Raw genomic sequence first — 14252 nt, forward strand, 5'->3', positions numbered from 1 at the left:
AAATCAGTTTCAAAATAAAAGAGAGCTGTCACTTAAAAGGAGAGAATCCTAGCGTGGCAGCTCTTCTATTAATTACTAGAAGGAGAAAAAATATGAGTCCAAAGGCTAAAAAGTTCTTATCATATTATAAGCCGTATAAGGGATTGTTCTTTGCAGATATGTTCTTTGCATTGTTGGCAGCAACAATTACACTAGCTTATCCTATGATTGTAAGATATATAACAAACACAGTGTTAGTTCAATATGAAATGAACGAAGCACTGCAGACGATTATTAAGTTAACATTAGTTATGATAGGGCTGATTCTTATTGAACTTGGCTGTAAATTCTTTATTAACTATCAAGGGCATATGATGGGGGCAAAGATGGAATATGATATGAGAAATGAGATTTTTTCGCACTATCAAAAACTATCGTTTAACTTCTATGATAATCAAAAAACAGGGCAGTTGATGTCAAGAGTTACAAATGATTTATTTGACCTTACAGAATTATGTCATCATGGTCCAGAGGATATTGTAATTTCTGTAATCAAATTTGTTGGAGCATTTGTTATTCTTATGTTCATCAATGTGCCTTTAACGTTAATTGTCTTTTCAATAATTCCAGTTATGTTTATCTTTGCATATCGACTAAAATCAAAGATGCACCTTGCATTTAAGAGAAATAGAGAGCGTGTAGCAGATATTAATGCGCAAATCGAAGATAATCTTTCGGGAATACGAGTTGTAAAATCATTTGCAAATGAGGATGTAGAGCTGGAGAAGTTCTATGAAAGCAATGCACATTTTGTTGAGGCGAAAAGAAACAGTTATTTTGTTATGTCAATATTCCATTCGGGATTAGGAGCATTTACAACATTAATCAATGTAGCAGTTATCATTGGCGGTGGAGCATTTATTGCAAAAGGAATTATTAAACTATCTGATTTACTGACTTTTTTATTATATATTAATAACTTAGTAGACCCTGTAAAGCAATTAATTAACTTCACAGAGCAGTTTCAAAATGGAATCACAGGGTTTGACCGTTTCCTAGAAATCCTAGCGATTGAGCCAGATATTGTTGATAGTAAAGATGCCATTACGCTTACTGATGTAAAAGGTGAGATTGAATTTAAAGATGTGGCATATCAATATAACGATACCATTACAGATGTTTTTCATGATATTAATCTTCATGTTCAACCAGGAGAATATGTGGCATTGGTTGGAACGTCAGGTGTAGGAAAGACAACAATGTGTAGCTTAATACCACGTTTTTATGAGGTTACACAAGGTAGTATCTATCTTGATGGAACAGATATTAAAGATATATCATTATATTCTTTGCGTAAAAATATTGGTATTGTGCAACAGGATGTATATCTTTTTGCAGGCACGGTTATGGATAATATTCGATATGGTAAGATGGAAGCTACCGACGAAGAAATTATTGAAGCAGCTAAGAATGCCAATGCACATGAGTTCATAATGGAGCTTCCAGATGGATATAATACTTATATTGGACAACGTGGAATAAAGCTGTCAGGGGGACAGAAACAGCGTTTAAGTATAGCAAGAGTATTCCTCAAAAATCCTCCAATTTTAATATTTGACGAGGCAACTTCAGCACTTGATAATGAATCAGAACGTGTAGTTCAAGAATCTTTAGAGAAGTTGGCTAGTAATAGAACAACATTTGTTATTGCCCATAGACTATCGACAATTCGTAATGCAGAGAATATAATTGTGTTAACAGAAGAAGGAATAGGCGAAAAAGGAACACATGAAGAGTTATTACAGAAAAATGGAATTTACGCCGATTTATATTATATGACAGCTAGGAAGTAGTAGAGCTACTTCCTAGCTGTCAATGAGGAAAATTACGGAGTGATTTTTCGAATCTGAAGATTTTAACAAAGGGGGAGAGGGTATGGTTGTAAGGAGTATAGACGCTCCTAATTTGGAAGGTCTTATGCGCATGTATGGAAATGATGTTCTAAGAACAGCATATCTCTATGTGAAAGATATTCATTTGGCAGAAGATATCTTCCAAGAGGTATTTCTTAAAGTGAATAGCCATTATGAGAGCTTTCGCGGGGAATGTTCGATTAAAACATGGCTTCTGCAGATAACAATAAATACTTGTAAGGATTATTTGAAAAGTGCTTGGAATCAAAAAGTAGAGCCTACAGATGAGTTTCAAACGCAGCAAGTAGTAGAAGATGGTTATGAAAAAATTGAAAATAAAGAGGATAATCACGTTGTAAAGGAAGCGGTAATGGAATTACCAGAGAAGTATAAAGAGGTTGTTCTTTGTGTATATTACCAAGAGATGAGCGTAGAAGAGACTGCTGATATGCTAAGAATTGCGGCAGGTACAGTGAAAAGTCGATTGAATCGAGCCAGACAAAAGTTAAGGGGTTCATTAGAAAGGAGGGTGTCATATGAAGAAGCCAGAGGATAACCAAGAAGATATGAACAATGATTTATTAGAAGAATTATATGACATCGGAAATCTAAAGAATGATTTGGATGAAGTATTTGATATAGACGGAATTACTGTGTCAGAATCGTTGATTCAAGCAACGTTAAGAAGAGTAGCAGAAGAAACTGAAAAACCAAGTAAACAATCAGAAAAACAACGAAAAAGAAATCCTTTCCGTTATGGTTTGCTTGTTGCTGCATGTGCTTGTATCCTTGTTGTTGCAAGCGTTAATTTAATGGATGGTTCATTTTCATTTGGAAACATGAAAGATTCCACTGAGAAATCAAGTGATATGAAAACAGATACAACAACTGAAACAACAAAAAATCCGTCATATTCAATGTCAGAAGAGGCAGAAGAAACCGCGAATGATGAGACGTCACAAGATTCCATGAAAGACGACAGTACATCAAGTGCTGATGGGGTATCTGGAAGTGAAAATGGAATGAACGACACGGAAAGTGATTTGGAACAGGCATCATCATTTTTTACAATTAAAGATAAAGCAGGAAAGATCTATTCGATTCGGGTTGGAGAAATTCAACAAATAAATGTGTATGGCGGTGAGGAAGAATTTATTGATTATACGGGAGATCTAGCACTTATTGAAGAGCTATATAGACTTTTATCAGAGATAGACGACGAAGGTGATAGGAAGGCAGTGGAAGATGAGAGTGTTCAGAAGGAATATGTAAGGCAATATATATTAAGAGCACAAGAGGACTCTACATGGTCTGAACTACAACTTTGGATAGAGGCTACGGATGGAGAAAACTATAACATGATAAAGCAATTAGAAACAGCAGATGGAGAACTTATAATATATCAAATAGACAATATAAGTCCGGAGATCGTTCAAAATCTGCCAATGCACTAATGGTTGATTATAATTATTATGAAGGTAATTTAGGCTACGACTTTTAGTGTAGCCTAGTATTTAATTGAAAAAGTTATGAGAACTTAAGAATCACGAATTAAGTTAGGAAAATATTTTAAAAGATGTATAATTTCCTCCATTTAACAAATAATAATAATATCACTTGATAGGTTGATATTATTTGTTAAATGGAGGAAATTGCTATGAAGGCAACTGGTATTGTAAGAAGAATAGATGATTTGGGAAGAGTAGTAGTTCCGAAAGAGATTAGACGTACATTAAGAATAAGAGAAGGTGATCCACTTGAGATATTTACAGATCGCGAGGGAGAGATTATACTTAAAAAGTATTCTCCGATTGGAGAACTTAGCCAATTTGCAAAACAATATGGTGATGCACTATCACAAACGACAGGACATGTGGTATTTATAACAGACAGAGATCAGTTTATTTCCGTATCCGGAACGAACAAGAAAGATATCGTTGGAAAGCAGATAAGTAAAGATCTTGAAAATGTAGTTAATGAGAGAGAAAGTGTATCGGCTGCATCTGCTGACAAAACATTTATCCGAGTTGGAAGCGAGGAAGATAATGAGTATACAGCAGAAGTAATAAGCCCTATTATCTGCGAAGGTGATGCAATAGGAGCTGTTATTATACTTACAAAAGATGCGAAAATTAAATTAGGTGATACTGAGGTAAAGCTTGCGGCAGCAGCATCTAATTTCTTGGGAAGACAAATGGAGCAGTAGGGAGTATCTGTTTAACAAGGGCGATAGTATCAATTGGTACAAGTTTTTGGGTGCTATCGTCCTGAATAAACGATTATTTATAGATGAATCGGAAGAGGAGAAGAAAATGGAGATTATGGAACACTATAGTTTTGATGATTTTATGAATATAATTCGTGAATTAAGAAGTGAACACGGTTGCCCTTGGGATAGGGAACAGACACATGAAAGTCTTAGAGATTGCATGTTAGAAGAATGTTATGAGGCGGTTGATGCAATTAATAAAAACGACTTAGAGAACTTAAAAGAAGAATTAGGCGATGTCCTGTTGCAAGTAGCATTACATACTGTCATAGCAGAAGAAGCGAATACATTTACCTTGGATCAAGTAATAACGAATATCAGTAAAAAGATGATATATCGACATCCACATGTTTTTTCAGATACAAGTGTAGAAAATTCTGATGAAGTACTTAGCAATTGGGAGGAATTAAAGGAGAAAGAAAAGAAAGAGGAGACGATTTCAGACGGTATGTTACGAGTTGCAGAGGCATTACCTGCCTTGATTAGAGCAGCTAAAATTCAAAAGAAGGCGGCTAAAGTCGGAATGGAAGGTGCAGATGTACAAGTTGTTATAAACTTGCTTAAAACGTCAATAAATGCGCTAGAAGAGCAAAGTACAAAGGACAATACTGCTCAAATTGAAGCGGAATTTGGTAAAATGCTATTTTTGCTTATTGATTTATCGAGAAAACTAGGAATAAATGCTGAAAATTCCTTGACAAATGCTACAGATAAGTTTATAAATAGATTTATAGGTGTTGAACGGCTCGCTGAAGGAGAAGGCAAGCATCTAAAGAATATGTCCAAAGAGGAGCAAATTGCTCTATGGGGACAACTTATATAAAAAATATTTTAAGTGATAACGATTATTCAGAGGAGGAGTTTATCCATGAACAAAACAGAATTAGTTGCAGCAATTGCAGAAAAAACAGAATTATCAAAGAAAGATTCCGAAAAAGCTTTAAAAGCATTTATCGATGTAGTAACAGAAGAATTAGCTAAAGGTGAAAAAATTCAATTAGTAGGATTTGGAACTTTCGAAGTTTCTGAAAGAGCAGCTAGAGAAGGAAGAAATCCACAAACTGGAGAAACTATGAAGATTGAAGCATCTAAATCTCCTAAATTTAAAGCTGGTAAAGCATTAAAGGATGTTATCAACGCTTAATTGAGTGTAAATAATTAATAGCTAAGTTGCTCCATTATGGAGCAACTTTTTTTAATTCATAGGAAAGGTGTTAAAGAATATGAGACTAGATAAATTTCTTAAAGTGTCACGTATCATTAAGAGAAGAACGGTAGCGAATGAAGCATGTGATGCGGGTAGAGTAATGATCAATGGTAAAGTTGCGAAAGCATCTGCCAATGTAAAAGAAGGCGACCTATTAGAAATCGCATTTGGTAACAAAGAAGTAAAAGTAGAGATTCTCGATGTACAGGAGACAGTACGCAAAGATGATGCAAAAGAATTGTTTCGTTATCTGTAAACCTATGTGCATGATTTTAATGACCTCCTAATATACTATTTATAGATGTATATTTAGGAGGTTGTTTTAATGGATGAGAAGCAATTACCAAAGTCCAGCCATAAGATATCATTAAATAGTCGAAAGAGTGCTATTATCACTGGTGTGAATGATGTATTATCGTTTGATGCGAATGAAGTGTTATTGGAGACGGAATTAGGGATATTGATGATTCGTGGAGATGAACTGCATGTTAATAGACTTACTCTGGAAAAAGGGGAAGTTGATATTGATGGAAGAGTTGACAGCTTAACATACTCAGATGGAGGATATTCTAAAGGTGGAGAGTCCTTCTTTGGAAGACTATTTAAGTAGGAGGTTAGGTTGTTCATATGACAGAGATTATTAATTTGGAGGTTCAATTCTTTCTAACATCAATTCTGTATGGGATTCTTTTGCTTATTGTATATGACAGTATTCGTATCATACGAAGGGTTGTTCCACACAAAGCATTCTTTGTCGCATTGGAGGATATCCTTTTTTGGATTGCTGCGAGTATTGTTATATTCATGATGATTTATGAACGTAACAATGGAACGATTCGAGGCTTCGCAATATTAGGTATGTTACTCGGAATGGTAATATATAATCAATTGCTAAGTAGATTTATTGTAAAAGGGATTACCCGAATTATTAAAGCAATTCTAAAGGCGGTTTGGAAAGTATTGTCCATTGTATTTATGCCATTACTATTTTTATTAAAGAAAATAAAGCAGTTTTTAGGGTTTACGACAAGGAAAGTTGGGAAAGTAAATTCTAAGCTAGGGAATAAATTAAAAAAAGTTAAAAAGAGATCAGCAAAACAATTGAAAAATACTGCTAAAACAGTTAAAATATCAGTAACGAAAAAATAACATATGGATAATATTGAAACTATGTTAAGAGCGGGATTGGGGAAGGAAGGTGAAGTAGCGTGTTTATTGGACGAAAGACGAGAAAAAGGACAGGTTTATTTACCACGATGTATTTAGTTCTAATAATTTGTGGAGTGATTTTTTATCAGAAAGAAAATCTGGATAAGAAGAGAATCGTATATCAGGAGCAAAAAGAAGAATTACAGCAAGAGATTGATGCGGAAACTGAATATGCAGAAGAGCTTGAAGAAAGACGTGCTTACGTCCAAACAAAGAAGTATGTAGAAGAGGTTGCTAGAGAAAAGTTAGGGCTTGTTTATAAAGATGAGATTATATTTGAGCCAGAGAAGTAATACCTCATTTGCTACAGATTTATCTATAATATTCTAAATTGAATAAATTAATAAAAAAATTCAAAAAAGTAGTTGACATTTATTATTCCTTTGAGTATAATAAGTCTTGTCAGTGCGGCGGAGTAGCTCAGTTGGCTAGAGCATGCGGTTCATACCCGCAGTGTCGGCGGTTCAAATCCGTTCTCCGCTATATGAATAAGAACTTTAGATGATTCGATATGAATTGTCTAAAGTTCTTTTTGGTTTACATAGAATTTTTCTTTGGTTTAATAATTCATTCTCAAAGTACGTATGCAGATATATTTTAATATCTTAATTCGTGTGAAGTCCCTACATTCGAGCGAAATGCCGAGTGAGAGAGTATATTGTCATAAAGTTTTCCATAAATTGGACACTAATTTGACAAACATTTCATACAATTCCTTTTATAATTTCGGATTGACAGCCAAATTAAGGAAAAGGAAGTGTAAATGTATGAAAGGAATTACGAAGAGAGGAATTGCGATTACTCTGATAGGAATTTTGGTGTCACGAGCGCAGTTTCTATCTATGGATCCTATAGCAGTTGCCTATTTTGCAGCAGCCTATGTAGAGAAGACTACAAGACCCTTTTTACTAATTGGAGTAATATTTGGTTCTGCTACGGTCTTACCGATGGTAGAAGCCATAAAATATACATTCGTGATAATACTATTAACCATTATAGGAAATTTAATTGAGAACAGGAATAAGAATAAGTCGATTCCCTTGCCGGTGTTTTCGGTAATTGCGGCACTTGTAACAGCAGGGATATCTATTTCAAAGTATCTCCTAAACTATAGTACGAAAGAGCAGTTATTCTACATAGCATTAGAGGCAGTTCTAATTATTTGCCTAACGTTAGTCTTTAGTCGTCCAATCAAGTTCTTGCTATATGGAGAATTAGGACAAGCAATGGATAATGAACAACTAATAAGTATGTCCTTACTCGCAGGACTAGTAATCTATGGTATGCCTGATATTGGAGGAATTGAATTTTCACTGTTTAAGACTACAATATTCTTTTTGATTTTGCTTATGGGCTATAAGTATGGGTCAGGAGCGGGAGCAGTAAGTGGAGTAGTTTGTGGAATTGTAATGGGATTACAGGATTATATGAGAGAAGATCTATTGCCTATTGTTGCTCTAATGTGTTGCCTGGGAATTGTCGTTGGTATGTTTCGCGAGGTGGGACGATTTGCTACAGCAATTGCCTATGTTGTGAGTATTGTTGGGGCAAGTTATCTGTATGAGGAATTCCTTATGACGACAACGCAGATAGGAGCAATTGTATCAAGTGTGATTCTGTTTTTGTTTTTACCAAGTTCTATGATGCGACGGATTCAAGGACGAACGGAACGGAAAAGTGATATGCAGTTTGTGGAACAGAATATACAACATATGACGAGACAGAAACTGCATGGGTTTGCAGAATCCTTTCAGAAGCTATCAGGCACATTTCATACCTTGTCGGATAGAAGAACTTCGTTAAGCAGACAAGAGGTAGATACAATCTTTGATGAGTTGTCGGATCGATTGTGTAAGGACTGCAGTAATTGTAATACTTGTTGGAAAAATGATTTCTATGATACATATAAGGCAACGTTTACTATACTGAATTCCGTTGAGCAGAACGGATATATCTGTGAGGCAGATGTGCCAGTGGCATTTGCAAATCGTTGTATTAACTTAAATGAATTTCTAGCGGAGACAAATCGTAGTTTGGAAATTGCAAAAGTAAATCTCAACTGGACAAACCGTATGGCAGAGAGTCGAGAGGCAATCGCAGGGCAGCTAGGTGAAGTGGCGAAGATAATAGATGAATTTTCGAATGACCTTTCAGACACGATAGCAGTAAACAGTAATGAAGAGCAGCAGATTATTAATCAATTAAAATTGAATCATATTCAAGTGAAGCAGATATCCATTATGGAACGGCGAAATAAAAGGCAGGATATCTATGTAGTTGCGAGGACATCAAAGGGAAGATGTATCACAACAAAGGAAACAGCAATAATTATCGGCAATGCAATTGGTAAGAAGGTAAAGCCAAACGAGGGAAGTAAAAACATTATTGCAAAGGATTATGAGAACTATGTGTTTGTAGAGGATACTGCATTTAAAACATTGACCGGGGTTGCTAAAGTTCCAAGAGTAGGAGAAAGTGTGTCAGGGGATAACTTCTCTATCATGAATCTTGATACAGGGGATATGATTATGACATTATCTGACGGTATGGGAAGTGGAAAATTAGCTTGTGAAGAGAGTGAGTCAGTTGTTGAGTTGTTAGAGCAATTGATTGATGCAGGATTTAAAGAGGAGTCCGCTATTAAGTTAATTAATTCGATATTGGTAAGTCGTGCAGAGAGTCAGATGTTTTCTACCGTGGATATGAGTATATTAAATCTATATACGGGAATTTGTGATTTTATAAAAATCGGTGCATCTACTACGTTTATAAAACGTGATAACTGGGTGGAAAGCATCTGTTCTACTACATTGCCAGTTGGTATGTTCAGTAATGTGGACTTTGACGGTGTTTCGAAAAAGTTATACGATGGTGATTTTATTGTAATGGTTACGGACGGCGTGTTAGATTGTATCGGGGTAGAGGATAAAGAAGGCGAGCTTGGAAATATTATTATGAGTGTTAAGAGTAGGAATCCACAGGACATCGCGCAACAGATTTTAGCAAGAGCGATGGAATACAGCGATAATCAGGCAATTGATGATATGACAGTATTGGTAGCAGGGGTTTGGAAAAAATATTAGAATGTGAGACTTGCTATTTTGGTAATTAAAGTTTAGAATACTGATAGCTAACTGTTCAGACAATTAAAACATTTGGAGGACAAACCCCATGCTTAATAAGATAAAACGATATGTAGAGTCGAATCGAATGCTGAGAAAACAAGAAAAGGTAGTATTAGGAGTATCGGGTGGTGCGGACTCCGTCTGCCTTTTCTTTGTATTCCTTGCTCTTAGGGAACTTTATCAGCTAGAGCTACATGTTGCTCATATCAATCATATGATTCGTGGTGAAGAAGCAGACGAGGATCAGAATTATGTAGAGAAGTTATGTAAAGAAAATCAAGTTTCGTTTCACTGCGTAAGAGAAGATGTGCGAGCATATGCAAGGGAACAACATCTATCAGAAGAAGAAGCGGGGAGAAATGTTAGATACAAAGCATTTGAGAAAATACGTGAGGAATATAACTGTGATGTGATTGCAGTTGCACATAATAGCAATGATTGTGCAGAGACGGTATTGTTTCAGTTGGTTAGAGGAAGTGGACTTACAGGTTTGACAGGAATTCCTGCTGTGCGTGATACCATCATACGTCCATTATTGTGTGTAACAAGAGAAGAGATTGAAACGTATCTTAAGGAACGCGGGATCTCCTTTCAAACAGATGCTACAAATCTGGAGACAGAATATACACGAAATAAGATTCGTCTTCAAGTTTTGCCATATTTAGAAGAGAATATTAATCGTCAAGCCATTTCCCATATAGTAAAATCGTCTCAATTACTCAAGGAAGTGGAAGAATTTATAGAAAAGCAAACCAATATTTGTTATAATAGACTCGTTCAGTGTTGCGATGGGAAATATCACATTGATAGAGAGATGTTTCAGAGCGAAGATATCGTAATGCAAAAGACAGTAGTACGGGAAGTTCTAAAAAAGCTAAGTAATCAGTTAAAAGATATTGAAAGTGTCCATGTTGAAGATATTTGCAATCTTGCAGCAAAAGGTGTCGGTAAAAAAATAGATTTACCATACGCGATTGTAGCATACAATGATTATAAGGATTTAATTATAACCAATCATGCGACAGCAGATACAGATGTTGAACCACAAAGAGATTTACCAGTAGTGTATTCTTTTGATTTAGTAAATAAACAGAGTGATATGTTTGCATTACCAAGTGGGGAAACGTTAGGATATGTAATCTATTCTCTAAATGTGCAGGAGAAGGCGAATCTGTTGGAGAAAGGGCAGGATGTTTGGGAGAGCAATCAACTTGTGATTACTGATTCTGCTATGCAATCATGCCATAATGTGAAATTTTATAAAGAATATAAAAAAAGTATGATAAATACCAGAAATGGGTATACGAAATGCTTTGATTATGATAAAATAAAAAATGCTGTTCAATTACGTACCAGGCAAGAAGGCGATTATATGCAAGTTGACGCTAGAGGTGGAACAAAGAAGATAAAATCAATCTTCATAGATAAAAAGATTCCACAAAAAGATCGTAATCATATTCCGTTGTTAGCTGATGGTAATCACATTATGTGGATACTAGGTTCACGTATTAGTGAAGCATATAAAATAAGCGAGAGTACTAGCAAACTGCTTATTGTATATTTATTTGGAGGAAAATGAAATGGAAGACAAGATAAGAGTATTACTTAGCGAAGAAGAAGTTGATAAGAAGATTCAGGAACTTGGTGAGCAAATCAGCAAGGATTATGCAGGAAAAAGCATTCACCTAATCTGTGTATTAAAAGGTGGCGTGTTTATCACATGTGAACTAGCGAAAAGAATTACAATTCCAGTAACTATGGACTTTATGTCAGTATCTAGTTACGGAGATGCAACAGAGAGTTCAGGAAGAGTCAAGATTGTGAAAGACCTTGATGATCCAATCGAAGGAAAAGAAGTACTAATTGTTGAGGATATTATTGATTCCGGAAGAACATTAAGCTATCTTATAGAATTATTAGCTGCTAGAAAGCCAAATAGTATTCGTCTATGTACCCTTCTTGATAAACCTGAGAGAAGAGTAACAGATGTAGTAGTTGACTATGTTGGATTTGATATTCCAGATGAATTTGTAATCGGATATGGATTAGATTACGCACAAAAATACCGCAATTTGCCATTCATTGGAGTGGTTGAAAATGATTAATTAAAAAAAGAAAGTTATTTTGAAGGGAGGTTTTGCTTTGAAAAAGCAGATGAAGGGACTTGGTTTCTATACCATTATTCTTGCTATCATCATTATGGCATTAATGCTATCGGATAGATTGAGTAAAGTAAGTACCGATTCATATAGTCTGTCACAATTTACAGCAGACTTGAATGAGAAAGCAATTAAAACAATTGATGTGTACATGAATGAAGAGGTGCCTACAGGTCAGGTCACGGTAACTTTTAACGACACGAATAAGTCAAGTTCTAGTTTTTATGTAGCAGATACGAGTAAAATTGAGGATATTGCTACAGAAAGTGGATATAAAGTAACCGTTCATGATGTGAGTAGACCAGGCTGGTTTGTACAACTCATGCCTTATATATTTGGATTCATTCTAATCATCATATTATTCTCGTTTATGACAAGTCAGGTTTCAGGTGGCGGTGGCAATTCTAAAGTAATGAACTTTGGTAAGAGCAGAGCTAAGATGTCGACAGATGAGAACAAGAGAACAACATTTAAGAATGTTGCGGGTCTTGATGAGGAAAAAGAAGAATTAACAGAAATCGTTGATTTCTTAAAATCACCAAATAAGTATATGGTGGTAGGAGCTAGAATTCCTAAGGGTGTTTTATTAGTAGGACCTCCAGGAACAGGTAAGACATTATTAGCGAAAGCGGTAGCAGGAGAAGCTGGTGTACCATTCTTTAGCATCTCTGGTTCTGATTTCGTAGAAATGTTCGTTGGTGTTGGTGCTTCCCGTGTAAGAGATTTATTCGAAGAAGCAAAGAAGAATGCACCTTGTATCGTATTTATCGATGAAATTGATGCCGTTGCAAGACGCCGTGGTACTGGTCTTGGTGGTGGTCATGATGAAAGAGAACAAACATTGAACCAAATGTTAGTTGAGATGGACGGTTTTGGTGCAAACGAAGGAATTATCGTTATGGCAGCAACAAATCGTGTCGATATTCTTGATCCAGCGATTTTACGTCCAGGTCGTTTTGACCGTAAGGTTACAGTTGGTCGTCCTGATGTGAAAGGAAGAGAAGAGATTCTTGGAGTACATGCAAAAGGGAAACCACTTGGAGAAGATGTTGATTTAAAACAAGTTGCTCAAACAACAGCAGGCTTTACTGGTGCTGACCTTGAGAATCTGTTAAATGAAGCTGCAATCTATGCGGCTAGACAAGATAGAGCATTTGTTATGCAAGAAGATATTACTCGTTCCTTTATCAAAGTTGGTATTGGTACAGAGAAGAAGAGCCGTGTAATTTCTGAGAAAGAAAAGAGAATTACTGCTTATCACGAAGCTGGTCATGCGATTTTATTCCATGTGCTTCCTGATGTAGGGCCTGTTTATACAGTATCTATCATTCCAACAGGTAATGGAGCGGCAGGTTATACAATGCCTCTTCCTGAAAAAGATGAGATGTTTAATACAAAAGGACAGATGTTACAAGACATTGTTGTAAGTCTTGGTGGTCGTATTGCAGAAGAAATGATTTTGGATGATATTACGACAGGAGCATCTCAAGATATTAAAGTAGCAACGAATACAGCTAGAGCAATGGTAACTCGTTATGGATTCTCAGAATCACTTGGTCTTGTTAATTATGACAATGATGATAATGAAGTGTTCATTGGTAGAGATCTTGCTCATACAAGAAGCTTTAGTGAAGATGTTGCTCGTTCTATCGATGAAGAAGTGAAACGAATCATTGAAGAATCTTATGCTAAGGCGAAAGCAATTCTTACAGAGAACATTCAAGTACTTCATGATTGTGCTAATTTACTTCTTGAGAAAGAACGTATTAATAGAGAAGAATTCGAAGCATTATTCCCAGTTGATACAACAGCTACAGAAGTATAGAATTTACTTATAAGACAGCATGTCTATTCGTGTTAGTGGATAGTCATGCTGTCTTTTTATATAGTCTTAAATAGTTATAATAAAAGGGAATATCTAGGGGGAATCAAAAGGAAAGTGCCCATATAACAGTTTAATAGTAGTTAAGTACAATGAGACTTTAGTACCAATAAAGTTCAGTTGTCACATTTGACAAAAAAAAATATATATTTATAAAATGTTTATGCACACTTATCTTGCAGACCATGTTATACTAACATACGTAAACCCCAATACATTATATAGTTTTTGCTACACCCCATAAGTAACAAAAATACCTTCTCCAAAAGAGGACAGCAGATCGGATGGCTGTCCTCTTTTATTACATAAGAGAGGAAAAAATATACATTATGGAGAGCGGATATAATATTTGATTTTGGAAATTGTAAATATTAATGAGTTGCCCGACAAATGAGGTATTATAAATCTGCCTCTTTGTCATATTGTTCCTTGAAAATTTAATATATTATCTTCTATTGAGAGAAGTGATAATCTTTTGATATTTTTCACTCTGCATAGATTAGTTTCCG

Annotated in this window: 14 protein-coding genes and 1 tRNA gene; all 15 read left to right on the top strand. The window is 35.5% G+C overall.

Going from position 1 to position 14252, the window contains the following annotated elements; translation table 11 throughout:
• Positions 1-92: 92 nt before the first annotated feature.
• The 15 genes from RMR19_RS13960 (at position 93) to ftsH (ending at position 13686) form a co-directional block, all read left to right on the top strand.
• Positions 93-1832 (top strand): ABC transporter ATP-binding protein, encoded by a 1740-nt coding sequence (locus RMR19_RS13960; protein WP_310604120.1) that lies wholly within the window; start codon positions 93-95, stop codon positions 1830-1832.
• An 82-nt stretch (positions 1833-1914) separates the two neighbouring features.
• Entirely contained in the window at positions 1915-2448 is a 534-nt protein-coding gene (locus RMR19_RS13965; RefSeq protein WP_310604109.1) for a sigma-70 family RNA polymerase sigma factor, read from the top strand.
• The gene (locus RMR19_RS13970) at positions 2429-3346 is read left to right on the top strand and encodes a hypothetical protein (protein WP_310604110.1); all 918 of its coding nucleotides are present in this window, start codon (positions 2429-2431) and stop codon (positions 3344-3346) included. The genes RMR19_RS13965 and RMR19_RS13970 overlap by 20 nt, the downstream gene beginning before the upstream one ends.
• Before the next feature lie 203 nt (positions 3347-3549).
• Positions 3550-4098, top strand: a complete 549-nt coding sequence (gene spoVT / locus RMR19_RS13975) for a stage V sporulation protein T (RefSeq protein WP_310604111.1) — start codon at positions 3550-3552, stop codon at positions 4096-4098.
• Positions 4099-4204: 106 nt separating this feature from the next.
• On the top strand, positions 4205-4984 hold the full coding sequence (gene mazG, locus RMR19_RS13980; protein WP_310604112.1) for a nucleoside triphosphate pyrophosphohydrolase: 780 nt from the start codon (positions 4205-4207) through the stop codon (positions 4982-4984).
• Positions 4985-5029: 45 nt separating this feature from the next.
• Entirely contained in the window at positions 5030-5305 is a 276-nt protein-coding gene (locus tag RMR19_RS13985) for an HU family DNA-binding protein (RefSeq protein WP_073284987.1), read from the top strand.
• A 79-nt stretch (positions 5306-5384) separates the two neighbouring features.
• Positions 5385-5624, top strand: a complete 240-nt coding sequence (locus RMR19_RS13990; RefSeq protein WP_310604113.1) for an RNA-binding S4 domain-containing protein — start codon at positions 5385-5387, stop codon at positions 5622-5624.
• A 69-nt stretch (positions 5625-5693) separates the two neighbouring features.
• Positions 5694-5978 (top strand): sporulation protein YabP, encoded by a 285-nt coding sequence (gene yabP, locus RMR19_RS13995; protein WP_310604114.1) that lies wholly within the window; start codon positions 5694-5696, stop codon positions 5976-5978.
• 17 nt (positions 5979-5995) lie between these two features.
• A complete protein-coding gene (gene yabQ, locus RMR19_RS14000; protein WP_310604115.1) occupies positions 5996-6517 on the top strand; it encodes a spore cortex biosynthesis protein YabQ in 522 nt (173 codons plus the stop codon).
• Positions 6518-6624: 107 nt separating this feature from the next.
• Positions 6625-6870: a septum formation initiator family protein gene (locus RMR19_RS14005; protein ID WP_310604116.1), complete on the top strand. Its 246-nt coding sequence runs from the start codon at positions 6625-6627 to the stop codon at positions 6868-6870.
• Between the two features lie 116 nt (positions 6871-6986).
• Positions 6987-7060, top strand: a tRNA-Met gene (locus RMR19_RS14010).
• Positions 7061-7215: 155 nt separating this feature from the next.
• On the top strand, positions 7216-9660 hold the full coding sequence (gene spoIIE / locus RMR19_RS14015; RefSeq protein WP_310604117.1) for a stage II sporulation protein E: 2445 nt from the start codon (positions 7216-7218) through the stop codon (positions 9658-9660).
• An 88-nt stretch (positions 9661-9748) separates the two neighbouring features.
• On the top strand, positions 9749-11281 hold the full coding sequence (gene tilS, locus RMR19_RS14020) for a tRNA lysidine(34) synthetase TilS (RefSeq protein WP_310604118.1): 1533 nt from the start codon (positions 9749-9751) through the stop codon (positions 11279-11281).
• Between the two features lies 1 nt (position 11282).
• Positions 11283-11807: a hypoxanthine phosphoribosyltransferase gene (hpt, locus tag RMR19_RS14025; RefSeq protein ID WP_310604119.1), complete on the top strand. Its 525-nt coding sequence runs from the start codon at positions 11283-11285 to the stop codon at positions 11805-11807.
• A gap of 49 nt (positions 11808-11856) precedes the next feature.
• A complete protein-coding gene (gene ftsH, locus RMR19_RS14030) occupies positions 11857-13686 on the top strand; it encodes an ATP-dependent zinc metalloprotease FtsH (RefSeq protein WP_310604121.1) in 1830 nt (609 codons plus the stop codon).
• Positions 13687-14252 lie beyond the last annotated feature (566 nt).

Origin of the sequence: Anaerosporobacter sp. (genome assembly GCF_031551385.1) — a bacterium.
Classification (GTDB): domain Bacteria; phylum Bacillota; class Clostridia; order Lachnospirales; family Lachnospiraceae; genus Anaerosporobacter.

Bases quoted from the DNA above. Each gene is read 5' to 3' on its own strand.
- RMR19_RS13960 (WP_310604120.1), top strand. From the start codon at position 93: ATGAGTCCAAAGGCTAAAAAGTTCTTATCATATTATAAGCCGTATAAG.
- RMR19_RS13965 (WP_310604109.1), top strand. From the start codon at position 1,915: ATGGTTGTAAGGAGTATAGACGCTCCTAATTTGGAAGGTCTTATGCGC.
- RMR19_RS13970 (WP_310604110.1), top strand. From the start codon at position 2,429: ATGAAGAAGCCAGAGGATAACCAAGAAGATATGAACAATGATTTATTA.
- spoVT (WP_310604111.1), top strand. From the start codon at position 3,550: ATGAAGGCAACTGGTATTGTAAGAAGAATAGATGATTTGGGAAGAGTA.
- mazG (WP_310604112.1), top strand. From the start codon at position 4,205: ATGGAGATTATGGAACACTATAGTTTTGATGATTTTATGAATATAATT.
- RMR19_RS13985 (WP_073284987.1), top strand. From the start codon at position 5,030: ATGAACAAAACAGAATTAGTTGCAGCAATTGCAGAAAAAACAGAATTA.
- RMR19_RS13990 (WP_310604113.1), top strand. From the start codon at position 5,385: ATGAGACTAGATAAATTTCTTAAAGTGTCACGTATCATTAAGAGAAGA.
- yabP (WP_310604114.1), top strand. From the start codon at position 5,694: ATGGATGAGAAGCAATTACCAAAGTCCAGCCATAAGATATCATTAAAT.
- yabQ (WP_310604115.1), top strand. From the start codon at position 5,996: ATGACAGAGATTATTAATTTGGAGGTTCAATTCTTTCTAACATCAATT.
- RMR19_RS14005 (WP_310604116.1), top strand. From the start codon at position 6,625: ATGTATTTAGTTCTAATAATTTGTGGAGTGATTTTTTATCAGAAAGAA.
- spoIIE (WP_310604117.1), top strand. From the start codon at position 7,216: ATGCCGAGTGAGAGAGTATATTGTCATAAAGTTTTCCATAAATTGGAC.
- tilS (WP_310604118.1), top strand. From the start codon at position 9,749: ATGCTTAATAAGATAAAACGATATGTAGAGTCGAATCGAATGCTGAGA.
- hpt (WP_310604119.1), top strand. From the start codon at position 11,283: ATGGAAGACAAGATAAGAGTATTACTTAGCGAAGAAGAAGTTGATAAG.
- ftsH (WP_310604121.1), top strand. From the start codon at position 11,857: ATGAAGGGACTTGGTTTCTATACCATTATTCTTGCTATCATCATTATG.